Origin of the sequence: Shinella sp. HZN7 (assembly GCF_001652565.1) — a bacterium.
Classification (GTDB): Bacteria; Pseudomonadota; Alphaproteobacteria; order Rhizobiales; family Rhizobiaceae; genus Shinella; species Shinella granuli.
The window spans coordinates 4343006-4368693 of record NZ_CP015736.1 but is presented as its reverse complement, the minus strand read 5'-3'; the positions used below and the strand labels follow the sequence as shown (position 1 = coordinate 4368693).

General features: G+C 66.0%; 24 protein-coding genes and 1 pseudogene. 6 read left to right on the top strand and 19 right to left on the bottom strand.

The genetic code is table 11. The features are described from left to right. Positions 1-263: 263 nt before the first annotated feature. Together shn_RS20895 and shn_RS20890 are read right to left on the bottom strand one after the other, a co-directional pair. Positions 264-1166, bottom strand: a complete 903-nt coding sequence (locus shn_RS20895; RefSeq protein WP_084438210.1) for a DUF4238 domain-containing protein — start codon at positions 1164-1166, stop codon at positions 264-266. A 12-nt stretch (positions 1167-1178) separates the two neighbouring features. Then, positions 1179-1439 (bottom strand): DUF6516 family protein, encoded by a 261-nt coding sequence (locus shn_RS20890; protein WP_064332114.1) that lies wholly within the window; start codon positions 1437-1439, stop codon positions 1179-1181. A 311-nt stretch (positions 1440-1750) separates the two neighbouring features. Here shn_RS20890 and shn_RS37630 point away from each other — a divergent pair. Continuing rightward, positions 1751-2238, top strand: a pseudogene (locus tag shn_RS37630) (transposase); the annotation flags it as partial. Between the two features lie 153 nt (positions 2239-2391). Here shn_RS37630 and shn_RS20880 read toward each other — a convergent pair. The 9 genes from shn_RS20880 to shn_RS20840 form a co-directional block, all read right to left on the bottom strand. Beyond that, complete coding sequence (locus tag shn_RS20880; RefSeq protein ID WP_064332113.1) at positions 2392-2775, bottom strand: hypothetical protein; 384 nt, start codon at positions 2773-2775, stop codon at positions 2392-2394. A 9-nt stretch (positions 2776-2784) separates the two neighbouring features. Further along, positions 2785-3993 (bottom strand): site-specific integrase, encoded by a 1209-nt coding sequence (locus shn_RS20875; protein WP_064332112.1) that lies wholly within the window; start codon positions 3991-3993, stop codon positions 2785-2787. A gap of 273 nt (positions 3994-4266) precedes the next feature. Next, entirely contained in the window at positions 4267-5949 is a 1683-nt protein-coding gene (locus shn_RS20870; RefSeq protein WP_064332111.1) for an aconitase X, read from the bottom strand. 206 nt (positions 5950-6155) lie between these two features. Next, entirely contained in the window at positions 6156-7406 is a 1251-nt protein-coding gene (locus shn_RS20865) for an FAD-binding oxidoreductase (RefSeq protein WP_064332721.1), read from the bottom strand. 7 nt (positions 7407-7413) lie between these two features. Continuing rightward, a complete protein-coding gene (locus shn_RS20860) occupies positions 7414-8136 on the bottom strand; it encodes an amino acid ABC transporter ATP-binding protein (protein ID WP_064332110.1) in 723 nt (240 codons plus the stop codon). Beyond that, complete coding sequence (locus tag shn_RS20855; protein WP_064332109.1) at positions 8129-8779, bottom strand: amino acid ABC transporter permease; 651 nt, start codon at positions 8777-8779, stop codon at positions 8129-8131. Before shn_RS20855 ends, shn_RS20860 begins: the two co-directional genes overlap by 8 nt. Positions 8780-8791: 12 nt before the next feature. Continuing rightward, positions 8792-9457 carry an amino acid ABC transporter permease gene (locus shn_RS20850; RefSeq protein WP_064332108.1) on the bottom strand — a complete coding sequence of 222 codons (666 nt, stop codon included), beginning with the start codon at positions 9455-9457 and terminating at the stop codon, positions 8792-8794. 65 nt (positions 9458-9522) lie between these two features. Further along, complete coding sequence (locus shn_RS20845) at positions 9523-10332, bottom strand: transporter substrate-binding domain-containing protein (RefSeq protein ID WP_064332107.1); 810 nt, start codon at positions 10330-10332, stop codon at positions 9523-9525. Between the two features lie 178 nt (positions 10333-10510). After that, a complete protein-coding gene (locus tag shn_RS20840; protein WP_064332106.1) occupies positions 10511-12028 on the bottom strand; it encodes an aldehyde dehydrogenase (NADP(+)) in 1518 nt (505 codons plus the stop codon). A gap of 149 nt (positions 12029-12177) precedes the next feature. Between shn_RS20840 and shn_RS20835 the strand changes: the two genes are divergently transcribed. Beyond that, on the top strand, positions 12178-13215 hold the full coding sequence (locus shn_RS20835) for an Ldh family oxidoreductase (protein WP_064332105.1): 1038 nt from the start codon (positions 12178-12180) through the stop codon (positions 13213-13215). Positions 13216-13492: 277 nt separating this feature from the next. Here shn_RS20835 and shn_RS20830 read toward each other — a convergent pair whose 3' ends face one another. The 4 genes from shn_RS20830 to epmA form a co-directional block, all read right to left on the bottom strand. Beyond that, positions 13493-14455, bottom strand: coding sequence for a dihydrodipicolinate synthase family protein (locus tag shn_RS20830; RefSeq protein ID WP_064332104.1), 963 nt, complete (start codon positions 14453-14455; stop codon positions 13493-13495). Between the two features lie 121 nt (positions 14456-14576). After that, entirely contained in the window at positions 14577-15281 is a 705-nt protein-coding gene (locus shn_RS20825) for a GntR family transcriptional regulator (RefSeq protein WP_064332103.1), read from the bottom strand. Positions 15282-15528: 247 nt separating this feature from the next. Beyond that, entirely contained in the window at positions 15529-16590 is a 1062-nt protein-coding gene (locus shn_RS20820) for a lysine-2,3-aminomutase-like protein (RefSeq protein WP_064332102.1), read from the bottom strand. Beyond that, positions 16587-17642 carry an EF-P lysine aminoacylase EpmA gene (epmA, locus tag shn_RS20815; protein WP_064332101.1) on the bottom strand — a complete coding sequence of 352 codons (1056 nt, stop codon included), beginning with the start codon at positions 17640-17642 and terminating at the stop codon, positions 16587-16589. Before epmA ends, shn_RS20820 begins: the two co-directional genes overlap by 4 nt. 161 nt (positions 17643-17803) lie before the next feature. Between epmA and efp the strand changes: the two genes are divergently transcribed. After that, entirely contained in the window at positions 17804-18373 is a 570-nt protein-coding gene (efp, locus tag shn_RS20810; protein WP_064332100.1) for an elongation factor P, read from the top strand. 175 nt (positions 18374-18548) lie between these two features. After that, positions 18549-19541: an adenosine kinase gene (locus shn_RS20805; RefSeq protein WP_064332099.1), complete on the top strand. Its 993-nt coding sequence runs from the start codon at positions 18549-18551 to the stop codon at positions 19539-19541. Here shn_RS20805 and shn_RS20800 read toward each other — a convergent pair. Further along, positions 19534-20073 carry an SH3 domain-containing protein gene (locus tag shn_RS20800; RefSeq protein WP_064332098.1) on the bottom strand — a complete coding sequence of 180 codons (540 nt, stop codon included), beginning with the start codon at positions 20071-20073 and terminating at the stop codon, positions 19534-19536. The two genes, shn_RS20805 and shn_RS20800, sit on opposite strands and share 8 nt — an antisense overlap. A 180-nt stretch (positions 20074-20253) precedes the next feature. On the opposite strand from shn_RS20800, the gene shn_RS20795 reads away from it, so the two are divergent. After that, a complete protein-coding gene (locus shn_RS20795) occupies positions 20254-21258 on the top strand; it encodes a D-glycerate dehydrogenase (protein WP_064332097.1) in 1005 nt (334 codons plus the stop codon). 173 nt (positions 21259-21431) lie between these two features. Here shn_RS20795 and moeB read toward each other — a convergent pair whose 3' ends face one another. Together moeB and recF are read right to left on the bottom strand one after the other, a co-directional pair. Next, positions 21432-22190 (bottom strand): molybdopterin-synthase adenylyltransferase MoeB, encoded by a 759-nt coding sequence (moeB, locus tag shn_RS20790; RefSeq protein ID WP_064332096.1) that lies wholly within the window; start codon positions 22188-22190, stop codon positions 21432-21434. Then, on the bottom strand, positions 22187-23311 hold the full coding sequence (gene recF, locus shn_RS20785) for a DNA replication/repair protein RecF (protein WP_064332095.1): 1125 nt from the start codon (positions 23309-23311) through the stop codon (positions 22187-22189). Before recF ends, moeB begins: the two co-directional genes overlap by 4 nt. A gap of 270 nt (positions 23312-23581) precedes the next feature. On the opposite strand from recF, the gene shn_RS20780 reads away from it, so the two are divergent. Then, positions 23582-24202, top strand: coding sequence for an HAD-IA family hydrolase (locus shn_RS20780; protein WP_245337425.1), 621 nt, complete (start codon positions 23582-23584; stop codon positions 24200-24202). Between the two features lie 182 nt (positions 24203-24384). On the opposite strand, the gene dnaJ is transcribed toward shn_RS20780, so the two are convergent. Further along, positions 24385-25515, bottom strand: a complete 1131-nt coding sequence (dnaJ, locus tag shn_RS20775; protein WP_064332093.1) for a molecular chaperone DnaJ — start codon at positions 25513-25515, stop codon at positions 24385-24387. Between the last annotated feature and the right edge of the window lie 173 nt (positions 25516-25688).

The following is a 25688-nucleotide window of genomic DNA, read 5'->3' as shown; positions in this document are numbered from 1 at the left end:
ACTGATTTTTTCGCCGGTCTTCCAGCCATGTTCGTAAATCATCATTTCGAGGCTCGGCTGACCCTGCGCCGGGCACTGTCGAAGACATAAAGATCTCGCTGAGCCATTCAGTGGCCGCGGGATAGCTGAGCTTGGTGCGTTCCCACGCGAGTGCGTTTGACGGATGAGCGGCGACAGACAACGCTTGCTGCCAACAGGGATGCACGGTTTTGAGCATGGACAATCCCCCTCCCCGCGGTTTCCGGCGCTTTGCGGGCCGGTGATTAAGCTTTCCGGCGATACGTGATTTTCTGCTCCGTATTGCTGACCAGCGAATACGGGGCCCATGTCATGTCGGTGGACAGATCGTCCCGGCTCGTCACCAGATGCCGGATGCCGTCGAAGTGCGCAAACTGCGCGACGAAGCTGCGGTTGTATCCGATCGCTGAATCGAGAGGCATTTCGTCGTTGGTGAATACATCGCCAAAGTTTCCCAGAACGAGTGTCGCTATAGTTGTGGGATTGAGGGCCAGCACGAACTGAAACGGGATCATACCCGGCTTGGGCAGATACAGCGCCGGATGATAAGGCGCGGGCAGCGACATAACCGGCGAACTTAAGGTTCGAAGGGGGATCGGCGACCGGAATATTGATATGGCCGCCTTCCGGTAATCGGCCTCCGCCCATGTCGTGGACATGGACATAAGGTTGAACATGGCTTTCGCCTCGTTCGGGTTGCTCCGCAGGTGGGCGTAATGCTCCCGTTCCTCGTCCGTGAACGGGAAGGCGCTGTTTTCGTCCCCGGCCATCCGTGCCAGTTCCATCGTCACCGACAGGTAGTGGGGCGTGCGAACATTCAGATGCCGGATCAGCGCATAGAGGATCGGCTTGTCGCTCTTGTCGAGCGCAGCCGTGTTGCCGCTGCTGATCTTCTGCCACGTATCGCTTTTGGAGATCGGCGTTTCGATGCGCTCGTTGATGATGCTTTCGACGGAAACGGGAACGTCGCCGCGCATGGAAACATACAGATCGCGTTCGAAGCCGAGGCTTTTGATCGAGCGCTTGGCCCAGACGGCGACATGGCCGTGCTTGGTGACGGTCGTCAGCTTTTGTTTGCCCGGATCGATTGCAAAATTCCGCAAATAGAATTGCGGCACATAGTGGTGGTCGCGCGGGATACTTGACACGCTACGGGTCTCTTAGAATCTTTGACGAAAAGCCGCTTTTTCTTGAAGCGCCCCGCTCACCGGCGCGACGGGATGGGCATTGTCGAAACCGATCAGGCGTGTCCCTTTCGGCCCGTGCAGGGTGAGCGAATAGCGCAGGCCGTGTGGGCGCTCGGGCGTCGGATCGACCTGCTTGATTTCGAACTTCACGAAATACCCCTCGGGGAAATGATGTTCGCGGCCATTGAAGGCCAGAAGATATTCAAGCGTGTATTCCGATCCCGCATTGCTCATATGCTCACATGATACGGCTCCGGGTGTCAAGAAATTCCACCCGGATGGGGAGATACCGCTGTTCTACTACGGATAATGCGGCCTCTCACTGATCAGAACCCATTGGCCCATTCCCTGTGTCCGGTTGAGATGATGCCCCAAGGCCGCCTTCGAACTTGCGCTAGGCACCGCAGCAATGATCGGCAATGTCGTCCTAGACCGTATGTTCGCACGGTGAAGGCAGCCCGCCTTCGTAAAAAAGCATGGGAACGGCGGTTGCACCGGACGAGCCGGTGCCGAGCCCCATGCTTAAGCGAGGACTGACCGTGGACATGGATAGCGAACTTTTCATCGGAATGGATACTTCGAAATTGAAGATCTCAGTGGCGGTCGCCGACGGCCGGCGACACGGTGAGGTGCGATTTTACGGATATCTCGTCGGATCCGGGATCGGTCGTCTCGATGGTGAAGAAGCTGGCGAAGCGGGCTACGCGATTGCATTCCTGCTACGAAGCGGAGCCGACCGGATACGAGCTTTATCGGCTAATCTTTGAGCTTGGCCATGCTTTGCGAGGTTGTTGCGCCACCGTTCATCCCCAAGCGATTAGGCGATCGGGGCAAGACCAACCGGCACGACGCCGTGAGCCTGGCGCGATTGCACCAGGCGGGGGAACTGACGGGAGTTCGGTTTCCAGACGAGACCCATGAGGCGATCCGCGATTTGGTCCGACCTCGTGGGGCTGCAAATGACGCCCTGAAGAGATCTCGCCAGCAGTTGCGGGCTTTCCCGCTGCGTCGCGGTCATATTTACAGCGGCCGCTCGTCGATATCTCCTGTTCGAACGGGTGTAAACGGTGAACACTCTACGATCCTTCCGCTTGCTCAACTAGCTTCTGGCGATGCGGTTGAGCGGCTGCGCCACGTTCTCGGACTATCATGACGCAGATGTGCGCCATGCTTCTGGAGAGCCGGGCTAGAGCGTGTTGTTGCACGGGCCTGAGTGCCGGATCTCAACGATCTTCCAGTCGTCCGCCGTGCGGGTCGTCCCGATCTGCTCGGTCGAAACGAGCAGCCGGCATGCCGTGCCGCGCGTGATCGCGGGCGTTACGCTGGTGGCTGGCAGTGTCGTGAAGATCGGCGGGCCTTCGATGACGAACACGCGGCCGGCGGCGATCGGATAGGCATCCGATGGGAGAAGTCCTGTTCGGGCGCTGAATTCGGCCATTGTTGATCCTCGGAAGGCCGCCAGGCGGGCGTCAAGGTCGCGGTTCGCCGCGGCTTCATATTCGGCGGTAGTCTGGCAGCCTGCCAGGATCGTGATTAGCGCGGCGGCAAGCAATGGGCACAGCTTCGGCATCGCGCTCTCCTATGAAAACATGTCGGTTGCGGGAACGGCGACCGCCGCCGCAGGCGGCTCGCAATGGTCGGCCCAAGCGTCCATAAGCTGGCGGCGTTTTGCCAGCGCGTCGCCGCGGCGATAGGCACGCTCGGTCTCGTCGCCGACGGCATGAGCCAGGGCCGCTTCCGCAACCTCCCGCGGGAACGATGTCTCCTCTCCGCACCAGTCCCGAAATGAAGAGCGGAAGCCGTGCGTGGTGACCTGCACCTTCATTCGCCGGAGCAGCATTTCATAGGACATGACGGAAAGCGGTCGCCCCTCACGCCGGCCAGGAAACACGAACGCGTCGGGCTCGGTCCCGAATTCCGTTGCCTTGGCGATTATCGCTAATGCCCGAGGCGACAGCGGAACGCGATGCTCTCGGCCAGCCTTCATGCGCCCTTTGGGGATCGTCCAGACGGCCTTGTCCGTGTCGACCTCGGACCACCGCATGCCCATTGTCTCGCCCGATCTGGCAGCCGTCAGGATCGTGAATTCGAGAGCGAGCGCTGCCAGCGCTTCACGCTTGCGCAGTTCCCCGATAAACGCCGGCACATCGGCGTAATCCATGGCGGCATGGTGACCGCGCGTCAGTTTCCGACGCTTCGGCAGAAGCTTGTCGAGATGTCCACGCCAGCGGGCAGGGTTCTCGCCCGATCGGTGGCCCTTCGCTTTCGCGGCGTCGAGCACGCGTTCAATCCGCCCGCGCAATCGGGAGGCTGTTTCGGATTTCGACAGCCAGATCGGCTTGAGAACCGCTAGGACATCGGCGGTCTCGATCTGATCGACCGCCTTTTCCCTGAGAGATTTGGCATAATCCTTCAGCGTCATCTTCCACTGATCGAGGTGCTTCGCGTTCCGGAATTGCGGGGCCATGGCGACGATGAAATCGTCGGCGCAGTCTCCGAACGTGGGCACGGTCAGCTTTGCTGATGCCCTTGCGGCGATCGGATCTGTGCCGGCGGCCAGTTGCGCGCGAGCGTCCGCGGCAAGCTCACGCGCCTTGGCTAGTGGCACCGCGTTCACGCCTCCAAGGCCCATCTCCCTGGCACGGTTCTCACGGCGATAGAGGAAGACCCACCGACGCGCGCCGGACGCGTCCACCACCAGATAAAGGTTTCCGCCGTCGCTATAGCGGCCGGGCGAGGTGATTTTCGTCACGTCCCGAGCGGTCAATTTGTTGAGTGAAAGCGCCATCCTACCCCAATCCTTACCCCAACAGCTTTCAGCTATTGTAAGTGATTGATCTACGCATGGAAATTCGGGCGCGTCACTAAATTATTGATTTATATAACCTTCTATGATCGCAATAGTCTCTATTGTACAACAGTATGGCGGACTCTCTGTCCGCCATTTTCCCTTAAGTTTCTTCCCTGATCTTCCCCCGCAGGAAATCCGCGCCGAGGCGCATGCCTTTGCGTTCCCTGAACGCCCGCCCGGCAAGCCCCGGCGGGCATTGTCGTCCCGCGATCAGGAAAGCCAGGCGGGCAGGCGTGGGGGGACGCGGCCGGTCACGGCGGCTTCGATGCAGTCGGAGAGGTTGCCGAAGCGGACGGTGCGGCCGGAGAGGCCCGGGCCGTAATGGGCGTATTTGCCGGAATTGGTGAGGAGCGTGCGGGTCTTCGGCGGGAAGACCGGTTCGGAGATCGAGCACCAGCAGAGGTCGGGCAGGACCTGGACGCCGCCCTCCCTCAGCCGGGCAACGGTATTCCCGGCTTCCGCCATCACGTCGCGGCCGGCGGTGACGATCACGGCGACGTCCGCGTGGCACCTGCGGCCGGCGAGGGCATCGGCGAGGGCCTCGCATTCCGAGAGCGAGGCATGCGGGCTGCCGATGGCGACGAGCTCGACCTCGGCCGGGCCTTCGTTGAACATCGTCCAGACCTCGACCATGTCGGCGCGGGTGATCGTCACGCGGTCGGCCGCGGGCAAGGCCGCGCCGTCCGCCTCGGGCGTCACACCCTCGATGTGCAACATGGGCGCGGCGGAGGTGGTGCCGAAGGCGGCGCAGAGGGCCTTGAGGTCGTCCCGCGTCGGCCTTGCCGCGGTAAGGCCGCGCAGCAGCGGGATGCGGTCGGGCGCGGCACGGCCGGCGAGATAACCGATGAGCGGCCAGAAGGCATCGTCGATCCCGTCAGGCAGATCGACGTCGATGATGCGGCGCGCCTTGCGGTGCTCGTCGAGATAGACCCCGGACAGCGGCGCGCGGCCGGTGAGCGCGATGCAGAGGTCGAGGAAATCGGGATGCTTCGCCGTGCGGGCGCCGAGCACGGTGTTGGCGAAGATCACGGCATTGGATTCGGCCCAGGCGATGGCCTCGCCGGTCTTCGGCGCGCTGTCCAGCAGATAGGGCGAACAGGTGAAGGTCGGACGGCAGCCCATGCGGACATAGGCATCGGCGAGGCGGGCGGCGGGATCGCCGAAGGACGGCGGCACGCCCTGCGCCTGCCAGTGGGCACGGTCGACGGAGATGGCGTTCATCGTGGTCGGCACGCGGACCTTCGCGCCCATCTCCGCCATCGTTTCCGCGAAGGTGAGGTTGGCGGGGCTGGCATAGATGCAGCCGTCGATATGGCCCTGCACGACATCGACCAGTTCGTGGGCACCCTGCTGGGCCGCCATGGCCGTGGTGATGCGCATGGCGAGCGCAACGGCGATGCCGTCGCGGCCGTCCAGCATGGCGCGGTCGTCTTCCGTCAGATCGAGCGCGGCGGTGGCGGGCGGGGCAACGGGGATCGTGAGGCCGTCAGCCTCGATGGCGGTTTCGCCGATCCGTGCACTCCCGGCGCGACAGAGGGCATCGAAGGCCGCCTGCGAGAGGCGCAGGACCGGCAGGGATTTTCCGAACATCTCGGCGGCGATCAGGGCGCCAAGCGTGAGGACGTCCTCCGCCTCGCTGAAGACGAGGGCGGCGGGGGCGCGGCCAGTGAGGGCGAGGTCGAGCAGGACGCCGGAGCCGGTGCAGGAGCCGCGGCTCGACGGCATCATCAGGATGCCGCCGGTGATCGTGACGCCATGCAGCGGGTGGTGCACGTCGATGACCCGGCCGGTGGCGGGATCGACGCCGCCCCAGAAGCTCAGCGCCTCGCCCGTCGCAATGACCGGGCCGGCGGCGGTGCCGGAAAGGATGCTGCGGGCGGAGAGGTCGGCCATGGGACGGGTCCTGTGCTGCTGGGGTGGTTCCATCAAGGATAGGCGGCGCGCGCTTGCCGGAAACACGCGAAACCAGGGTATGGGCATATCCGCGATCCCGAGGGGCGCGGGCACGGCCTGGCGCAGGTCCGGTGCAATCCGGCGCGCCGGATTGCTCCAGGATAGTGTTTTCCCACGCCGAAGCGATACCGCTCCGGCGCAGTCGCCTAGAAACGCTGCGGCGAGAAGGGCGCGATGTCGATCGCCGTCGGCCGGCCGGTCACGAGGTCGGCGACGAGCCGCGCCGTGCCGGCGGACTGGGTGAGGCCGAGATGGCCGTGGCCGAAGGCGTAGACGACATCGGGCGTCGCGCGGGCGCGACCGATGGCGGGCAGGCTGTCGGGCAGCGAGGGGCGGAACCCCATCCACTGCACGCCGCCCGCCGGCTTCAGGCCGGGCAGGAAGGCTTTCGCCTTTTCCAGCATGGCCTCGGACCTGCGGAAATTCGGCGGCAGCTTCAGCCCGCCGAGCTCCACCGCGCCGCCGACGCGGATGCCGGTCGACAGCCGGGTCACGACGAAGCCATGACCGCCGAAGGTGACCTGCGTCCTGAGATCGAAGGCGCTGGGCGGCAGGGTCGTGTTGTAGCCGCGCTCGGTCTCGAGCGGGATGCTCTCGCCGAGCGTGCGGGCGACCTGGTGCGAGAAGGCGCCGGCCGCGAGCACGACCTTTTCCACACGCCGCGTCCCGCCATCCGCCGTCGTGATCTCGACGCCGCCTTCGACGGGCCTGAGGCCCAAGACCTCGGCACGCTCGATCCTGCCGCCCTTCGCGCGAAAATGATCGGCGAGCGCCAGCGTGTAGAGTTTCGGGTCCGCGATGGAATACCAGCCGGGCGTGAAGGTGCCGTGCGTGAAGCGCGGGGCGAGGCCGGGCTGGATCGCGGCCATTTCGGCGGCGTCCATGTGGCGGAATTCGATGCCGTGCGCTTCGCGGGCCTTCCAGCCCGGCAGCGAGGCGGTCAGCTCGGCCTGGCTTTCATAGACCTGGAGATTGCCCTCCTTGCGCAGCATGGCAAGCGTGCCGGTCGCGCCGAGGAAGGGCTCCAGCTCGGCCCTGGAAAGGTCCATCAGCGCGGTCTGCGCGGCGGTGGAATGGGCGACGCGGCGTGCCGAGCAGGCGCGCCAGAAGCGGAACATCCAGGGCGCGATCTGCAGCGCGTAGGACGGCGGCACGCTGAGCGGCCCGAGCGGGTCGAGCAGCCATTTCGGCGCCTTCCTGAGGATGCCGGGCGAGGCGAGCGGCAGGATGTCGGTGAAGGCGAAGGCGCCGGCATTGCCGGCGGAAGCGCCGGCGGCGGGGGCTTCGCGTTCGAGCACCGTGACGGCGAGGCCGCGGGCCTGGGCGGCAATGGCCGCGGAAAGGCCGACCACGCCGGCGCCGATGACGACGACGCCGGGTTCGATTCCAGTCTTCATCATCGCCTCAGTGCGTCGCAGCGAGGAAGGTTTTCAGGTCGGCATCCTTCGGCGCGCCGAACAGCGCTTCCGGCGGGGCGATCTCGGCCATCACGCCCTTGTGGAAGAAGGCGACGCGGTCGGAGACCTCACGGGCGAACTTCATTTCGTGCGTGACGCAGATCATCGTCATGCCCTCGGAGGCGAGCATGCGCAGCGTGTCGAGCACTTCGCCGACGAGCTGCGGATCGAGCGCCGAGGTCACCTCGTCGAACAGCATGTAGGCCGGCGACATGGCAAGCGCCCGGGCGATCGCCATGCGCTGCTGCTGGCCGCCGGACATGCGGCTCGGATAGACCTTCAACTTGTCGCCGAGGCCGACATGGGTGAGCTGCCTGACGGCCATCGCCTCGGCCTCGGCCTTCGACTGGCCCAGGACCTTGACGGGCGCCAGCATGACGTTTTCGAGCACGGTCAGGTGCGGGAAGGCGTTGAACTGCTGGAAGACGATGCCGAGCTTGCGGCGCAGCTTGTTGAGGTCCGTGCCCCTGGCATGCACGTCGGTGCCGTCGACGACGATGCGGCCGCTGTCGATGGTCTCCAGCCCGTTGATGCAGGTGAGCAGCGTCGACTTGCCCGAGCCCGAGCCGCCGATGATGGTCAGCACCTCGCCCTTCTCCACGGTGAGGTTGATTCCCTTCAGGACTTCGAGCTGGCCGAAGGATTTGCGGACGTTTTCGATCTCAATCATTGGACCACCGTCTTTCGAGATAACCGCCGAGCCGGGCGATGGGGAAGCTGATGATGAAGTAGATGGCGCCGCAGATGAGCAGGATGAACAGCGGCTCCTGCAGGCGCGTGACGAGGATCTGCGAGGCGCGCAAGAGCTCGATGAGGCCGAGCCAGAGCACGAGGGCCGAATCCTTCATGACGCCGAGCGTCAGGCCGATCCAGGCGGGCAGCGAGACGCGGGTGGCGAGCGGGGCCACGATGTAGCGCATGTCCTGCCACCAGGTCATGCCCAGCGAGCGGGCCGCGCGGCGCGTGGTGGCCGGCACGGAGGAGATGCCGCCGCGCACGATCTCGGTGCAATAGGCCGCCGTATAGAGCGACAGCACCACGCAGGAGGTGGTGAACGGCGCCCAGCCGAGCTTCATGATCGACTGCATCGCATTGCCGAGCACGAGCTGGATGAGCAGCGGCACGGAGCGGAAGATGTCGAGTAGGAAGGTGAGCGGCATCGACCAGTAGGGGCCGGCCTGGTTGCGGATGACGCCGAAGAGGACGCCGAGCACGGTGCCCGCGAGGACGGAGACGGCGGTGACGGCGAGCGTCATGGCCGCGCCCTTGGCGAGGAAGCCGAGATCGGCAAGGGTGAGAGCGGTATCGAACATGGCTTACCCCTCTCAGTAGCGGAACATGCGCGCGGCGGCGAGGCGCGCCGCCAGCGTCACGGCCTTGGCGATCAGGTAGTAGATGACCGCCGCGATCGCGAAGAATTCGAAGGTGCGGAACGAGCGGGCGTTCAGCTCCTGGGTGATGCCGGCAAGGTCGGTGTTCATGCCGACGGTGACGCCGAGCGACGTCATCAGGATTGCCCAGACCATCTGGTTGGTGGCGGGCAGGAAGGCGACGCGTAGCATCTGCGGCATGACGATGTAGCGGAAGGCCTGCAGCGAGGTCATGCCGAGCGAGCGGCCGGCGCGGGTCTGCGTCTCGGGGATCGCCTTCAGCGCGCCGCGGAAGTTCTCCGCGAGATAGCCGGCATTGTTGAAGGCGATGCCGGCCAGCAGCGCCGCATAGGGGCTGAGATGGATGCCGAAACTGCCGAGGCCGAAATGGGCCATGTAGATCTGGAAGAGGGCCGGCGTGTTGCGCGCGATCTCGACCCAGGCGGTGGCCAAGCCGCCGAGGATGCGGTTGCCGGACAGCCGGAAGAGCGTCAGCGCCAGGGCGACGGCAAGGCCGATGGCCATGGAGAGCAGCGCGATTTGCAGCGTGACCAGCGCGCCGTCCAGCATCTGGGGCAACGCCTTCAGCGCCTGGTTCCAATGGAAAGTGTAACTGAACATTGCCGTCTCACCCTTCGGAAACGATGGACGGCGCGGGACATCCCGCGCCGCCTTGGAAACGGCTCTTAGCGGTAGACGCCGCCGACCGAGAGGTCCGGCACGTCGCCGCCGACCCACTTCTCGTAGAGTTCCTTGTAGCGGCCGGTGCGAACCTGCTGGTTGACGAAGAGGTTCAGGTAGTTGATCAGGCCGTATTCTTCGCGGTTGGTGAAGAGCGCGACATAGTCGATGTCATAGGGCGCCTTGCCGACGACGGAGATGCCGGCGAACTTGCCGCTCTTGACGTTGGACTGGGCAACCGTCGAGGTGGAGACCGTCGCGTCGATCTGGCCCTGGCTCAGCGCGAGGAAGACGTCGGCCTGGGTCTGGTACGGACGGAATTCGCCAGCGCCCCATTCCTTGACCGAGTTTTCGAGCGCGATGGCCTCGAACGTGCCGGCGGTGGCGCCGACCGTCTTGCCCTTCATGTCCTCGAAGGACTTGATGCCCGACTTGTCGTTGGCCGTCACGGCCATCTCGAAGGCGAAGTAGGGGATCGACATGCCAACGGTCTTGGCACGCTCCAGCGTGTCGGAGGTCGAGGCGACGCCGACATCGACGCGGCCGGACATCAGCGCCGGGATGCGCTCCGGGAAGGGCGTTTCGACGATCTCGGCGGTGACGCCGAGGGCCTTGGCCAGATCGTTGCAGTAGTCGACGTCGAAACCGATCGGGTTGTTGTTCTCGTCGCGCGCACCCATCGGCGGGAAGTCGAGAACGACGGCGCAGCGCAGCGTGCCGGACGAGATGATGTCGTCCAGCTTGTCGGCCTTGGCCGGGCTGGTCAGAGCGGTGGCGGCCACGAGGCCGAAGGCGAGGACCGAGGTCTTCTTCATAAACTCTCTCCCTGGATTGGTCTGTCGATTCACGCGGCGGAGGTCCGTCCTGCGCCGAAACTGTAAACCGCCTCTAAAATACAACTAATATACAAAAAGTATATACCCAGAAGGAGAAAATGTGCAGGCCGGGCCTCCTCACGGGAAGCCCGGCCGGCAGGAGCGCTAGAACATTGAATCAGCTCAGGAAATCTTCCGGCAGCAGACCTTCCGGCATGTTCTGGTAGGAGACCGGGCGCAGGAAGCGGCGGATCGACATGGTGCCGACACTGGTGGCGCCGAAGTTCGTGGAGGCCGGATAGGGGCCGCCATGCACCATGGAATCCACCACCTCGACGCCGGTCGGGAAGCCATTGACGAGCACGCGGCCGGCCTTGCGCTCGAGGACCGGGCGCAGGCGCCTGGCATCGGCAAGGTCGCCTTCATCCATGTGGATGGTCGCCGTCAACTGGCCTTCGAAATTGCGGGCGAGCCTCTCCATCTCGTCGACCGAAGAGACACGCACGACAAGGCCGAGCGGGCCGAAGACCTCTTCCGAAAGCGCGTGGTCGGCGAGGAACTGTTCGCCGGAGATCTCGAAGAGGTTCGGCAGAGCGTTGCGGCCGGTGGACTCCGTCGTCAGCAGCGGCTTGACGGTGTTGCGGCTTTCAAAGCGCGCCTGGCCATCCTGGTAGGCCTTGGCAATGCCGTCGGTCAGCATGGTCTGCGGGCCGACCTTGCCGAGCGCTTCCACGGCGGCGGCGGTGAAACGGTCGGCATCCGCGCCGTCCTCAACGATGGCGATGCCCGGATTGGTGCAGAACTGGCCGGCGCCCATGGTGAGCGAGCCCGCCCAGCCCTGGCCGAGGCCTTCCGCGCGGGCCTTCATGGCCTGCGGCAGCAGGAACATCGGGTTGACCGAGCCGAGCTCGCCGAAGAACGGGATCGGCTCCGGACGGGCGGCGCACAGGTTGAAGAGGGCGCGGCCGCCGGCGAGCGAGCCGGTGAAGCCGACGGCCTTGATCAGCGGATGCTGCACCAGCGCCTCGCCGACCTGGCGGTTGCCGCCCTGGATGAGCGAGAAGGCGCCCGGATGGACGCCGGTCTTCCTGATGGCGGCCTCGATGGCCTCGGCGATGATCTCGCCGGTGCCCGGATGGGCGGAATGCCCCTTGACGACGACGGGGCAACCGGCGGCAAGCGCGGCCGCCGTGTCGCCGCCGGCCGTGGAGAAGGCGAGCGGGAAGTTGGAGGCGCCGAAGACGGCGACCGGGCCGATCGGCCGCTGGATCAGGCGGATTTCCGGGCGCGGCAGCGGCTGGCGCTCCGGCAGGGCGGCGTCGAAGCGGCGGTCGAGATAGTCGCCCTTCTCGATATGATCGGCGAAGAGGCGGAGCTGGCCGGTGGTGCGGCCGCGCTCGCCCTGAAGGCGCGCGACCGGCAGGCCGGTCTCCTGCGTCCCGATCTCGGTGATCGCTTCTGCCCGGGCCTCGATCTCGTCGGCGATGGCGCGCAGGAACGCGGCGCGTGTCGCGCGGGAGGAATAGCCGTAGCTGAGGAAGGCGTCTTCGGCGGCTTGCGCGGCCTTGTTCACCAGCTCTACCGTGCCGACGGCAAAGTCGTGCGCCGGGCCGTGGGCGGGCGAGGAGGTGAAGGTGCCGTTTCCGTCAAGCCATTCGCCTGCGACGAGATGTTTACCGTTGGGAGTGAAAGCCATTAGACGTACCTTTCTCACGGGAAGAGGGATTCGCCCCTGACATAGACTCTTGCAGGGCGAATTGCACTTGTCGAAATCTTGTATACTCTATGTATGCAAATGATCAATCGCCAACCTGCCCCGGTCGGCAAAAGCGGAAGAGACCAAAGATGACGCAGACCTCCACCCTGACGATTGCCGCCCTTCATGAACGGGTGGAAGCGATCTTCCGCAAGGCCGGCCTCAATGCCGTGCAGGCCGGCGCGCTTGCCCGCGTCATCGTCGCCGGGGAGCGCGACGCCTGCAAGTCGCACGGCATCTACCGGATCGAGGGTGCGCTGCGCACCGTCAAGGCCGGAAAGGTCAAGCCGGACGCCGTGCCGGTGCTGGATGCCAACGAGGGCTCGGCCATCGTCAAGGTCAATGCCGGCGGCGGCTTTGCCAACCCGGCCTTCGAACTCGGCGTGCCGGTTCTTGCCGCGCGCGCCCGCTCGCTCGGCCTTGCCGCGCTCGTCATCAACGACTGCACGCATTTCTCCGCCCTCTGGCCGGAGGTGGAGGCCGTGACAAATGAAGGCCTTGCCGGCCTCGTCATGTGCCCGAGCTACGCCACCGTCGCGCCCACCGGCGGCAACAGGCCGCTGCTCGGCACCAATCCCTTCGCCTTCGGCTGGCCGCGCAAGGGCGATGCGCCCTATGTCTTCGACTTCGCCACCTCGGTCGCCGCCCGCGGCGAGATCGAACTGCACCGCCGCGCCGGCAAACAACTGCCCGAGGGCTGGGCGATCGACGCCGAGGGCAACCCGACCACCGATCCGGAAGCCGCGCTCGCCGGCGCCATGCTGCCCTTCGGCGGCCACAAGGGCTCGGCCATCGGCACGATGATCGAACTGCTCGCCGGCATCATGATCGGCGACCTGACGAGCCCGGAAGTGCTCGACTATCTCGGCACGACGACGCTTGCGCCCTTCCATGGCGAGCTGATCATCGCCATGTCGCCGGAGGCCTTCTCCGCCGGTCGGCCCGGCGATCCCTTCGCCCGCGCCGAAGTGCTGTTCGAGGCCATCGTCGGCCAGGGTGCGCGCCTGCCCTCGCAGCGCCGCTTCGTGGCGCGCAGGAAATCCGAGGCGGACGGTGTCACGCTCACCGCCGCCGAGATCGAGCAGCTCGACCGCCTGCTGGAAAAGGGGCTGGATGCGATCGGCTGATCGCGCAGTTGTTTTTATTAGCCGGCGAATAGACTCTCGACTCTGACGCATTGCGCATATCCGCCCCACCCACCGACGTCATCCTCGGGCTTGACCCGGGGATCCATTTCACAGCGAGGACGTAGCGGGAAGGTGGATCCTCGGGTCAAGCCCGAGGATGACGAAGGAGAGGGCAGAGTGCGGAGGGTAGAGTGCGGGAGGAGCGGTCGATCATCGCCGCCAAAACAAAAGGCCCTCCTTGCGGAGGGCCTTTCCTGTTGCCAGAAGGCGTCAAACCTTATGCCTTGTAGGTCTGCACGGCGCCCGGCAGCTTGCTCCATTCGGCATACCAGGTGTCGAACAGCTTCAGCTGGGTCTCGACATAGCCGCGCTGGCTGTCGGAGAGCGCGTCGGTCTCGTTGAAGTGCAGCGTGTATTCCTTGTCGCCCTTCAGCACCATCATGTGCTTGAAGTAGAGGACGAGGTCCGGGCCTTCGTCGAAGGAGGAGAGCACGGCGAGCGCCGATTCCAGCTCCAGCGCGCGGGCGCGGGCGTCCGGGTCGCCCTTGGCGGCGGCCTGGGCGAGGTTGCACATGTGGAGGACTTCCTTGGGCAGGACGCAGCCGATGCCGGTGATCGCGCCGACGGCGCCGCAATCGACGAAACCGGTGAAGACGCAGGTATCGACGCCGATCATCAGCGAGACGTCATCGTCGCGGCTGGTGATGTTCTCGGCCGCATAGCGCATGTCGGCCGCGCCGCCGAACTCCTTGAAGCCGACGAGGTTCTTGTGGTCCTCGCGCAGCGCGAAGAACAGGTCGGCCCGGGTGGCGAAGCCGTAATAGGGGCTGTTGTAGATGACGGCCGGCAGGTCCGGAGCGGCCGAGAGGATCGCCTTGAAATGGTTCTTCTGGGCGGCGACGACGGAGCCGCGGGAGAGCACGCGCGGGATGACCATGAGGCCCTGCGCGCCGACCTTCTGGGCATGCGCGGCATGGGCGACGGCCGAGGCGGTGTTGACGGCGCCGGTGCCGACGATGACCGGGATGCCCGCCTTGACGAGGCGCTCGACGCCTTCCATGCGCTGTTCGTCGGTCAAGAGCGGCCAGTCACCCATCGAGCCGCAATAGACGACGGCCGACATGCCCTTTTCGATGAGTTCCCTGCCCTTGCGCACCAGCTGGTCGAAATCCGGCGTGCGGTCGTCCTTGCAGGGGGTCATCAGGGCGGGAATGACACCGGAAAAAATCTTGGCCTTCATGTCGGTCTCCTTTGGCGGTTCGGCGGATGGGCGGCCGGCACGATGCACGAGGCCTCCCCCTCTCTGATGATGGGTATAGCACCTTGTATTTTATTTGTCGACAATAAAAATACAAACTCCGTCAGAGCGTGATGTCGAGCCTGTCGTTGCGGCTGAACAGCTTCTGCACCTGGGCGACGATCGCCTCGGCATGGGCCTTGCCAAGCCGGTCCGCCTCCTCGATGTCGCGCGCTGCGATGGCGGCGATGATCGCGGCATGCTCGTCCACGAAGCGCTGGGGGAACTGTTCGTCGTAGGACTGGTAGTAGAGCTGCAGGATGCGCCGTCCCTCGTCGAGCAGCCGGCGGAACAGGCTGGTGAAATAGGGATTGCGCCCGGCCTCGGCGATGGCGGCATGGAAGGCGGCATTGGTGGCGATCATCTTCAGGGGGTCGCGCGCCGCAAGTGCCGCTGCATAGTCCTCGTGAAAGCCCCTGATGACGATAAGGTCCTCGGGGCGGTGCGCCTGCGCCGCAAGCCGCGTCGTCACCCGGTACATCAGCACCAGCGCGTCGAAGAAGGTGTGCAGGTTGAGGAAGTCGATGTTCGAGACCATGGTCGAGCGGTTCGGCAGGGTCTCGATCAGCCCCTCGCCGGCCAGCCGCACCAGGGCCTCGCGGATCGGCGTGCGCGACATCTTGAACCGCTCGGCAAGCTGCACCTCGTCGATCGGGCTGCCGGGGGCGAGCTTCAGGTCGAGGATCTCGTCGCGCAGCAGGTCATAGACCATCTTCACGCCGGAGCCGCGCTTGCGTTCGGGCAGGGAACTGGAATCGGTATCGGTCATCGAAAATCCTCTTGTCGACAAAAGAAATACAATTGTCCGGCAGCGCTATCAATCGTTTAAAGTGGGCATTTTGACGAAACTGTCGTCAAGTCTCCGGGGGCCGGGATTTCGGGAAATCCGGCACCTGCCGCGCACAAAGATGAAAAAAACGCGTGAAAGCCCCGCCCGGCGAGACGCCGTGGCGCCGGCAGGCCGCTCTTTTGTCCTGAAGGGCGGTTCCGTTCCGCGCAGGTCGTTCGCGCCGGCGCTACGCCTCGTCCTGCCGCGGCGGATAGAGATGCGTTTCCCCGCGGAAATCGCGAAGGCGGAAACAGCCGTCGTCCGCCTCTTCGACCGCCGCCGAATCCGCCCGCACCTTGCCGTGCCCGCCGGGGATGTCGAGGATATAGGCCGGCTGGCAGAGGCCGGAGACGCGGCCGCGCAGGCTTTCGACCAGCGCCCTGCCCTCGGCGAGCGTCAGGCGGAAATGCGCGGTGCCGGGCGCCAGGTCGGGATGGTGCAGGTAATAGGGCTTGACCCGGTTCTCGACGAAGGTGCGCATCAGGTCGGCCAGCACCGCCGCATCGTCGTTGACGCCCCTCAGGAGCACCGTCTGGCTGATCATCACCAGGCCGGCATCGACGATGCGGGCGATGGCGGCGCGGGCCTCGGCCGTGAATTCGCGCGGATGGTTGGCATGCAGCGCCACATAGGTCGTCTTGCCGGAGGCCTTCAGCGCCGCGATCAGCGCGGCATCCACCCGCGCCGGATCGACGACGGGCACCCGGCTGTGGAACCGCACGATCTTCACGTGAGGAATGGCGGCAAGCCGTTCCAGGATGCCCTGCAGCCGGCGCGGCGAGAGCACGAGCGGATCGCCGCCCGTCAGGATCACCTCCCAGATCGCCGGCCGGGCCGCGATATAGGCGATCGCCGCATCGAGCGCCTGGGCGGAGAGGGTGCCGAGCCCTTCCGGCCCGACCATCTCGCGGCGGAAGCAGAAGCGGCAATAGACCGGGCAGACATGCACGGCCTTCAGGAGGACGCGATCGGGATACCGGTGCACGATGCCCTCGACGGGGCTGTGCGCGAGGTCGCCGATCGGGTCGGCGCGCTCCTCCGGCAGGGTCACGAGCTCTGCGGCATCGGGCACGAACTGGCGGGCGACCGGATCGTTCGGATCGGCCGGATCGATCAGCGCGACGAGCGACGGCGTGACGGCGACGGCATAGCGTGCGGCGACCGCCGCCGCGCCCGCCCGCCGCGCCTCGGGAACGAGGCCGGCCTCGACCAGCTCCGCGACCGTCGTCAGGCTGCGCGCCGCCGTCATGGCGCGGTCTCCGCCACCGGCGCCCAGATCACCTGGTCGATGCGCGCGGCGCCCGTCGCCAGCATGACCAGCCGGTCGAAGCCGAGCGCGATGCCGCTGGCCTCGGGCATATGGGCGAGCGCGGCGAGGAAATCCTCGTCGAGCGGATAGGTCTCGTCGTAGACGCGGGCCTTTTCCGCCATTTCCAGCTCGAAGCGCCGGCGCTGCTCGCCCGCATCCGTCAGTTCGCCGAAGGCATTGGCCAGCTCCACCCCGCAGGCATAGAGCTCGAAGCGCTCGGCGACGCGCCCGTCATGCGCGGCGGGCCGCGCGAGCGCTGCCTCCGCCGTGGGGTATTCGCAAAGGATGGTGGCGCGGCCGAAACCGAGCTGCGGCTCCACCTTTTCCACCAGCACGCGACTGAAGAGGTCGGCCCAGGTATCGTCCTGCGCCACGCGCAGGCCGGCTGCCTTCAGGAAAGCGGCCAGGCGCGCGCGGTCCGTCGCGCCGTCGGGATCGATCGAGGCGAGGAGGTCGATGCCGGCATGGCGCCGGAAGGCCTCCGCCACCGTCAGCCGCTCGGGCGGCAAGGCCGGATCGCAGGTCGCGCCGCGATAGGTGAGCATCACGGCCCCCGCCACCCCGGCGACCAGCGCGAGGATTTCGGCGCAATCCTCCATCAGCACGTCATAGGCCTCGCCCGCGCGATACCATTCCAGCATGGTGAATTCCGGATGGTGCAGCGGCCCGCGCTCGCGGTTGCGGTAGACATGGGCGAAGCAGGCGATGCGCCTTTCCCCCGCCGTCAGCAGCTTCTTGCAGGCGAATTCCGGCGAGGTGTGCAGGTAGAGCGGCGTCCTTGCGCCGGAATGGCCGATCGCGGCGGTCTCGAAGGCGTGCAGATGCGCCTCGTTGCCGGGCGAGACCTGCAGCGTCGCGGTGTCGACCTCGATGAAATCGCGCGCCGCGAACCAGCCGCGCAGCGCCGCCTGGATGCGGTTTCGCGCAAGAAGGAACGGCCGGCGATCGGCATGGACATCGGGCGTCCACCAGGGCGAGGGCTTCAGGCTCATGGCGTTCCTGTGACAGGTTTCTTCGCGCTTGCCGGCGGACAGACTGGTCTTTTGCCGGAATATAGGGTAGTTGCGGCCCCGAAAACACATTTTCGGCACCCGGGGAAGGCGTCTCAAGGCGGTCCTCTACGCCGTGATCCATCCAGTTACAAGGAAGACTTATGGTAAAGATCATCGCCTCTTCCGTCCGCAAGGGCAATGTCCTCGAGGTCGAAGGCAAGCTCTATGTCGTGCTGACGGCGCAGAACTTCCACCCGGGCAAGGGCACGCCGGTCACCCAGATCGACATGCGCCGCATCTCCGACGGCGTGAAGGTTTCCGAACGCTACCGCACGACCGAACAGGTCGAGCGCGCCTTCGTCGAGGACCGCGAGCACAACTTCCTCTACGAAGATGGTGACGGCTACCACTTCATGAACCCGGAGACCTACGACCAGTTGACCATGTCCCACGAGGACATCGGCGACCTGAAGGCCTACCTCCAGGAAGGCATGACGGTCATCCTGTCGGTGCATGAAGGCGTCGCCATCGCCATCGACCTGCCGCGCCACGTCACGCTGGAGATCGTCGAGACCGAACCGGTCGTCAAGGGCCAGACGGCCTCGTCCTCCTACAAGCCGGCGATCCTGTCGAACGGCGTGCGCACGCTGGTGCCGCCGCACATCACCGCCGGCACGCGCGTCGTCATCGCGACGGAAGACGGTTCCTACGTGGAACGCGCCAAGGACTGATCCTTTTGATTGGCGCATAATCCCTTTCTCTCGATCATGCCGATCGAAAGTGTTATGCGCCGCATCATAGGAAGCCGCCCGCCGGAAACGGCCGGGCGGCTTTTTTTCTTCCAACTTGCGGAAAATCCGTTAAGACCAACCTCCGGCTCTTACCCAACCGAGACGGGAACCCTGCATGACCAAATTCGACGTGCTGACGGTCGGCAACGCCATCGTCGACATCATCGCGCGCTGCGACGAGAACTTCATCACGGACAACGGCATCATCAAGGGCGCGATGAACCTCATCGATGCCGAGCGGGCGGAACTGCTCTATTCCCGCATGGGCCCCGCGCTCGAAGCCTCCGGCGGCAGCGCCGGCAACACCGCCTCGGGCGTCGCCAGCTTCGGCGGCAGGGCCGCCTATTTCGGCAAGGTGGCGAACGACCAGCTCGGCGAGATCTTCATCCACGACATCCGCGCCCAGGGCGTGCATTTCGAGACGACGCCGCTGGCCGGCCCGCCGCCGACCGCCCGCTCGATGATCTTCGTCACGCCGGATGGCGAGCGCTCGATGAACACCTATCTCGGCGCCTGCGTGGAGCTCGGGCCGGAAGACGTGGAGGAAAGCGTCGTCGCCGAGGCCAAGGTCACCTATTTCGAAGGCTATCTCTGGGATCCGCCGCGCGCCAAGGACGCGATCCGCGACTGCGCCCGCATCGCCCATGCGAACGGCCGGGAAATGTCGATGACGCTGTCGGACAGCTTCTGCGTGCACCGCTACCGCGACGAGTTCCTCGACCTCATGCGCTCCGGCACGATCGACATCGTCTTCGCCAACAAGGCGGAAGCCCTGGCGCTCTACGAGACAGAGGATTTCGAGGAGGCGCTGACGCGCATCGCCAAGGATTGCCGGCTGGCGGTGGTGACGATGAGCGAGGAAGGCTCGGTCATCCTGACCGGCGGCGAACGCACCAGGGTGGAGGCGATCAGCATTCCGAGCGTCGTCGACACGACGGGCGCGGGCGATCTCTATGCCGCCGGCTTCCTCTACGGTTATACGGCCGGGCGGTCGCTGGCCGATTGCGGCCGGCTCGGCAGCCTTGCCGCCGGCCTCGTCATCCAGCACGTCGGCCCCCGTCCGCTGCTCTCGCTGGCGGAAGAGGCCAGGAAGGCCGGCCTTACTTGAAGGCCTCGCCCGGATAGGCGCCCCAGATCTCGTTCTGCGAGACCCATCCGGCCGTGCCGTCCGCTTCGGCGCGGCACCAGTCGCCGTTGCATTCGCCGACCTTGATGACGACGCCGGGCTGGATCTTCGCGATGACCGTCGAGTTCGGCATCGCCTCGCGGCGCATGTTGACGAAGATGCCTTCACCCTTGCCGCGCATCCACGGCGCGGTGACGGCGGTGCGCTCGCCGGAGAGCAGCGCCTGGTTGACCCAGCCCTCCGTGCCATCCGCATCGCGGATGCGGCGCCAGTTATCGTATTCCTGGATGATTTCCACCGGCACGCCGGATTTAAGATAGCGCCAGGCGACGGCATAATCGACGCTGGGGCCGACGCGCAGGTTGACGCTTTTCGCCTTGAGGCTGACGAAGCGGGGCAGCGGCAGGCCGCTCGGCCCCTTGGCCGCCTGGGCATGGGCGAACTGGACGCCGGCAACGGAGACGAGGAGGCCCGCAAGGGCGGCAAGGCTGAGACGCAGGACAAGGTGACGCATGGACGATCCGCACAAACTGGAGAGGGCATTACGCTGCCGAACCGGCGCAAAGTGGCAAATCGCAGGAACGCCGAAGAGGGCGGATTGTCTTCGCGACCGGGTCTGGTAGAAAATGCCCCTGATGAAGCAATCCTTGCCCAACTTGGTTAAGGACCCGTCAACAGGACGCCGGAACAGCCCATGACCCAGAAGAAAAAACCGAAGGTCTACATCACCCGCCGCCTGCCCGAGGTCGTGGAGACCCGGATGCGCGAGCTGTTCGACGCGGAACTCAACATCGACGACACGCCGCGCAGCCAGCCCGAACTCGTCGCCGCCGTCAAATCGGCCGACGTGCTCGTACCGACGCTGACGGACCGGATCGACGCCGCGCTCATCGAGCAGGCCGGCCCGCAACTCAAGTTGATCGCCTGCTTCTCCAACGGCGTCGACAATGTCGACGTGGAGGCGGCGGCACGGCGCGGCATCACCGTCACCAACACGCCGAACGTTCTCACCGAGGACACGGCCGACATGACGATGGCACTGATCCTCGCCGCCCCCCGCCGGCTGGCGGAAGGGGCGCGCATCCTGACGGATCGCAAGGGCGAATGGGCCGGTTGGTCGCCGACCTGGATGCTCGGCCGGCGCATATGGGGCAAGCGCCTTGGCATCGTCGGCATGGGCCGCATCGGCACCGCCGTCGCCCGCCGCGCCAAGGCCTTCGGCCTCTCCATCCACTACCACAACCGCCACCGCGTGCGCCCGGACACGGAGGACGCGCTGGAGGCGACCTATTGGGACAGCCTCGACCAGATGCTGGCGCGCGTCGACATCGTCTCGGTCAACTGCCCCTCGACACCGGCGACCTATCACCTACTGTCGGCCCGCCGGCTCGAGCTGATGCAGCCGACGAGCTATATCGTCAACACGGCGCGCGGCGGCATCATCGACGAGACGGCGCTGATCAAGTGCCTGCGCGAAGGCAAGATCGCCGGCGCCGGCCTCGACGTCTTCGAGAACGAGCCTTCGGTCAACCCCAAGCTCCTGAAGCTGGCTAGCGAGGGCAAGGTCGTGCTCCTGCCGCATATGAGCTCGGCGACGCTCGAAAGCCGCGTCGACATGGGCGAGAAGGTCGTCATCAACATCCGCACCTTCTTCGACGGCCACCGCCCGCCGGACCGCGTGCTGCCGAGCCGGGTCTAGAGCAATTCCAGCAAAAGTGCGTAGCGGTTTTGCGTCCGGAATTGCGTAAAAACAAACAGATAGAGCATTTCCGCGTTTCGCATTCCGAACGCAATACCGCTTCGTCGCTGCTGCCCCCTTCTCTTCCGCGGGGAGAAGGGGCAAGTGAGGGCTATTTCTCCTACACGGAGGGTTTACGCCTTCCGCCGCTTGTACTTCAGCGTCTCGAACCGCGCCGCCAGCCCGTCGTAAAGCAGCATCCGCCCGACCAGCGGGTCGCCGGCGCCCGTGACGAGCTTGATCACCTCCATCGCCATCAGCGTGCCGACGACGCCCGTCAGCGCGCCGACGATGCCGGCTTCGGCGCAGGCCGGCACGACGCCGGGGGGCGGTGCCGTGGGGAAGAGGTCGCGGTAGCCGGGATGAAGCGTGCCGTCCGGCCCGGCCTCATAGGGTTTCAGCACGGTCAGCGAACCGTCGAAGCGGCCGACGGCGCCGGTGACGAGCGGAATGCGCGCAGCCTCCGCCGCGTCGGCGGAGGCATAGCGCGTGTCGAAATTGTCCGAACCGTCGACGAGGAGATCGTAGCCGGCAAGGAGGCGCGCGGCGGTGCCGGCCGTCAGCCGTTCGGCGATGCCGGTGAAGGCGACATGCGGGTTGAGGCGGGCGACAGCGGCCTCGGCGCTCGCGACCTTCGGCGTGCCGAGGCCGGCCGTGTCGTGGATCACCTGGCGCTGGAGATTGGAGAGGGAGACCGTGTCATCGTCGAGGACGCCGATATGGCCGATGCCGGCGGCGGCGAGATACTGGATGACCGGCGCGCCGAGGCCGCCGGCGCCGACGACCAGCACATGCGCCTGCTTCAGCTTCTGCTGGCCCGCGCCGCCGATCTCGGCGAGCACGATATGCCGGCGGTAGCGGTCGATCTCTTCGGGGCTGAGCGGATCGGTCATGGCACGATGCCTCCATGCGAGACGGTGAGGAACTGCGCGCGATCGCCGAGCGCATCGAACATCGACCGGTCGGTGCCGGTCATGAAGGCCTGGCCGCCGAGCGCATCGACCCGGTCGAACAGCGCGGCCCGGCGGCCTGCGTCGAGATGGGCGGCGATCTCGTCGAGCAGCAGCACCGGCGCATGGCCGGTCATGCCCCCGACGAGGCCGGCATGGGCGAGGATGAGGCCGACGAGCAGCGCCTTCTGCTCGCCCGTCGAGCATCGCTCGGCCTCCATGTCCTTCTCGCGGTGGCGGATCAAGAGGTCGGCGCGGTGCGGGCCGTCCAGCGTGCGGCCGGCGGCGGCGTCCCGGTAGCGGCCGTCCTGCAGCATGCCGAGATAGATATCCTCGATCTCGTAGGCCGGGCGCTGCCATTCCCCGTCGAGGAAGCCGGAAAGGCGCATGGTGGCCGAGGGGAACGGGCCGTCGTCGCGCGCCGCCTCCACGAGGCCGGAGAGGAGGCCGACGAGCTCGTGGCGGGCATGCGCCATGGCGATGCCGAGCTCCGCCATCTGCCGCTCCAGCGCCGTCAGCCAGGCGGGATCGGGCCGCGGCTCGGACAGCAGCCGGTTGCGGCCGCGCATCGCCTTCTCGAAATCCGCCGCCCGGCGCCCGTGCTCGGGATCGAGCGACAGCACCAGCCGGTCGAGGAAACGGCGGCGATCGGCGGAGGGGCCGGTGAAGAGGCCGTCCATGGACGGCGTCAGCCAGACGACGCGCAGATGGTCGAGCAGTTCGTCGACGGTGCGGGCGGGCGTGCCGTTCAGCCGGAGTTTCCGCGCCTGGCCCTCGTCGCCGCCCTCCGTGCCGGTGCCGATGTCGACCTCGCCCATCATGCCGTCGAGTGTGGCGAAGATGGAAAAGCCGCCGCTCGCGCCGGCGCGCACGACATCGCCATAGGGCGCGCGGCGCAGGCCCCGGCCCGGCGAAAGCAGGGAGACGGCCTCCATCAGGTTGGTCTTGCCCGCACCGTTCTGCCCCGTCAGAACGACATGCCGGCCGTCGAGCGGCAGCGACAGGCCCGCATAGTTGCGGAAATCCGTGAGCTTGAGGCGGGAGAGGGAAACCTTGTGCGGCATGGGGTGAGAGCTAGAGCATTTTGCCGCCAAGGGGAATCACCCTGCGGCGCATAAATCGGGCAACAACAGAAAGATGGGCAGGCGCCGGGCACCATGCAAGCCGTCCCGTCCCGCAAGCCCGCATCGAGCCGGTTGCCTGCCCGGCCGCGAGCAGGTAAGCCAGGGCATCCCGCCGTGCCTCGCATCCTCCCCTCTCCCAGTCCGCAGGTCCTTGCCTTGTCCTCTTTCCTTCCCGTCTTCGACCGTTCGTTCTCCGCCTTCCTCTTCGACATGGACGGCACGATCATCAACTCCATTCCGGCCACCGAGCGCGTCTGGACGCGCTGGGCGCTGAAGCACGGGCTGGACGTGGCGACCTTCCTGCCGACCATGCATGGCGTGCGCGGCATCGACACGATCACGCGGCTCGGCCTGCCGGGCGTCGATCCCGTCGCCGAGGCCAAGGAGGTCGAGCGCGAGGAAATGGAGGATGTCGAGGGCGTGCTGCCGATCCCGGGCGCGATCGCCTTCCTGTCCGCCCTGCCGGCCGGCCGCTGGGGCATCGTCACCTCGGCGCCGGTGGCGCTCGCCCATCGCCGCCTCGCCGCCGCCGGCATTCCGCTGCCCGCGGTCATCGTGACGGCCGACGACGTGACGCGCGGCAAGCCGGCACCGGACGGCTACCGGCTCGGTGCCGAGCGGCTCGGCTTCGACCCGGCCGATTGCCTCGTCTTCGAGGACGTGCCGGCGGGCATTCTTGCCGGCGAGGGCGCCGGCGCCCATGTCGTGGTGATGACGGCGACGCACCATCACCCCATCGAGACCGGCCATCCGACGCTGCAGAGCTACGAGGGCGTCAGCACGCAAGCCGATGCGGACGGCCGGTTGACGCTGCTGCGGGCGGCGGGCTGACACGCAGGCTCCCGTTTCACGAAACAGGAAAGCCGGGATGTCTCCATCCCGGCTTCCGGCTGCTGACAAAATCCGCCAAACTCTCCTCTGTCATGGTCGTCCACAACCCATTGAAAAATGGATCCTCGGGTCAAGCCCGAGGATGACGGAGTGCTTGGGGTGACGTTTGTTCACGAGAGCGGTCAGCCCTCGAAGAATTCCTTCATCCGCGCGAAGAAGCCAGCGGATTCCGGGTTGTTGTCCTTCGAGGAGATCTCCTCGAATTCCTTGAGCAGCTCGCGCTGGCGCTTCGTCAGCTTCTGCGGCGTCTCGATCTGGATCTGGATGTAGAGATCACCGACCTGCGTGGAGCGCAGCACCGGCATGCCCTTGCCCTTGAGGCGGAACTGGCGGCCGGCCTGGGTGCCCTCGGGCACAGAGACGCGCGACTTGGTGCCGTCGAGCGTCGCCACGTCGAAGGTGCCGCCGAGCGCTGCCGTCGTCATCGAGATCGGCACGGTGCAGTAGAGATCCGCCCCGTCGCGCTGGTAGAACTCGTGCGGCTTCACCGACAGGAAGATGTAGAGGTCGCCCGCAGGTCCCCCGCGCACGCCCGCCTCGCCTTCGCCGGAGAGCCGGATGCGCGTGCCGTCCTCGATGCCCGAGGGGATGTTGACCGACAGCGAGCGCTCTTCCGTGACGCGGCCATGGCCGTGGCACTTGGTGCAGGGATCGCTGATCGTCTGGCCGCGGCCGTGGCAGGTCGGGCAGGTGCGCTCGATCGAGAAGAAACCCTGTGCGGCGCGCACGCGGCCGGAGCCCTGGCAGGTGGCGCAGGTCTTCGGGCTGGTGCCGGGCTTGGCGCCGGACCCGGAACAGACGTCGCAGGTGATCGACGTCGGCACGCGGATCTGCGCGGTCTTGCCGGCATAGGCCTCTTCCAGCGAGATCTCCATGTTGTAGCGCAGGTCGCCGCCGCGCTCGCGGCCGCCGGACGAGCGCCGCTGGCGCCCGCCGCCCATCATCTCGCCGAAAATGTCCTCGAAGATGTCGGAGAAGCCGCCGCCCTGGAAACCGCCGCCGCCGAAGCCGCCGCCCATGCCGCCCTGCTCGAAGGCCGCATGGCCGTAACGGTCGTAGGCCGCGCGCTTCTGCGGGTCCTTGAGCGTGTCATACGCCTCGTTGACATCCTTGAACTTCTGCTCGGCGGAGGCATCGCCCGGATTCTTGTCCGGGTGGTACTTCATCGCCATCTTGCGGAAGGCGCTCTTCAGCTCCTTCTCGTCGGCGCTCTTGGAAACACCCAGCGTCTCGTAAAAATCAGCTTTTGCCATTCGGGTTCACGTCCGTTTCTCGGGAACGGTCTTCTTGTTATGGACCTGGAAGCTTGCCTTAGCCTGCATGCCTGAAAAGCGCGCATGCAAAAGGCGGAAGCCGGAGCGAAGGAAAAGCCAAGACATCGTCGCCGCGGTAAACGGGAGTGATCATCTTGTCTTTTTCCCTTCGC

What these genes read in the sequence shown, in the direction of transcription:
- efp (WP_064332100.1), top strand. Translation starts at nt 17,804, where the DNA reads ATGGTAAAGATCATCGCCTCTTCCGTCCGCAAGGGCAATGTCCTCGAG.
- epmA (WP_064332101.1), bottom strand. Translation starts at nt 17,642, where the DNA reads ATGAGCCTGAAGCCCTCGCCCTGGTGGACGCCCGATGTCCATGCCGAT.
- shn_RS20840 (WP_064332106.1), bottom strand. Translation starts at nt 12,028, where the DNA reads ATGGCTTTCACTCCCAACGGTAAACATCTCGTCGCAGGCGAATGGCTT.
- shn_RS20855 (WP_064332109.1), bottom strand. Translation starts at nt 8,779, where the DNA reads ATGTTCGATACCGCTCTCACCCTTGCCGATCTCGGCTTCCTCGCCAAG.
- shn_RS20800 (WP_064332098.1), bottom strand. Translation starts at nt 20,073, where the DNA reads ATGCGTCACCTTGTCCTGCGTCTCAGCCTTGCCGCCCTTGCGGGCCTC.
- shn_RS20890 (WP_064332114.1), bottom strand. Translation starts at nt 1,439, where the DNA reads ATGAGCAATGCGGGATCGGAATACACGCTTGAATATCTTCTGGCCTTC.
- shn_RS20835 (WP_064332105.1), top strand. Translation starts at nt 12,178, where the DNA reads ATGACGCAGACCTCCACCCTGACGATTGCCGCCCTTCATGAACGGGTG.
- shn_RS20845 (WP_064332107.1), bottom strand. Translation starts at nt 10,332, where the DNA reads ATGAAGAAGACCTCGGTCCTCGCCTTCGGCCTCGTGGCCGCCACCGCT.
- shn_RS20880 (WP_064332113.1), bottom strand. Translation starts at nt 2,775, where the DNA reads ATGCCGAAGCTGTGCCCATTGCTTGCCGCCGCGCTAATCACGATCCTG.
- shn_RS20875 (WP_064332112.1), bottom strand. Translation starts at nt 3,993, where the DNA reads ATGGCGCTTTCACTCAACAAATTGACCGCTCGGGACGTGACGAAAATC.
- recF (WP_064332095.1), bottom strand. Translation starts at nt 23,311, where the DNA reads ATGCCGCACAAGGTTTCCCTCTCCCGCCTCAAGCTCACGGATTTCCGC.
- shn_RS20825 (WP_064332103.1), bottom strand. Translation starts at nt 15,281, where the DNA reads ATGACCGATACCGATTCCAGTTCCCTGCCCGAACGCAAGCGCGGCTCC.
- shn_RS20795 (WP_064332097.1), top strand. Translation starts at nt 20,254, where the DNA reads ATGACCCAGAAGAAAAAACCGAAGGTCTACATCACCCGCCGCCTGCCC.
- shn_RS20860 (WP_064332110.1), bottom strand. Translation starts at nt 8,136, where the DNA reads ATGATTGAGATCGAAAACGTCCGCAAATCCTTCGGCCAGCTCGAAGTC.
- moeB (WP_064332096.1), bottom strand. Translation starts at nt 22,190, where the DNA reads ATGACCGATCCGCTCAGCCCCGAAGAGATCGACCGCTACCGCCGGCAT.
- shn_RS20850 (WP_064332108.1), bottom strand. Translation starts at nt 9,457, where the DNA reads ATGTTCAGTTACACTTTCCATTGGAACCAGGCGCTGAAGGCGTTGCCC.
- dnaJ (WP_064332093.1), bottom strand. Translation starts at nt 25,515, where the DNA reads ATGGCAAAAGCTGATTTTTACGAGACGCTGGGTGTTTCCAAGAGCGCC.
- shn_RS20865 (WP_064332721.1), bottom strand. Translation starts at nt 7,406, where the DNA reads ATGAAGACTGGAATCGAACCCGGCGTCGTCGTCATCGGCGCCGGCGTG.
- shn_RS20820 (WP_064332102.1), bottom strand. Translation starts at nt 16,590, where the DNA reads ATGACGGCGGCGCGCAGCCTGACGACGGTCGCGGAGCTGGTCGAGGCC.
- shn_RS20780 (WP_245337425.1), top strand. Translation starts at nt 23,582, where the DNA reads ATGGACGGCACGATCATCAACTCCATTCCGGCCACCGAGCGCGTCTGG.
- shn_RS20830 (WP_064332104.1), bottom strand. Translation starts at nt 14,455, where the DNA reads ATGAAGGCCAAGATTTTTTCCGGTGTCATTCCCGCCCTGATGACCCCC.
- shn_RS20805 (WP_064332099.1), top strand. Translation starts at nt 18,549, where the DNA reads ATGACCAAATTCGACGTGCTGACGGTCGGCAACGCCATCGTCGACATC.
- shn_RS20870 (WP_064332111.1), bottom strand. Translation starts at nt 5,949, where the DNA reads ATGGCCGACCTCTCCGCCCGCAGCATCCTTTCCGGCACCGCCGCCGGC.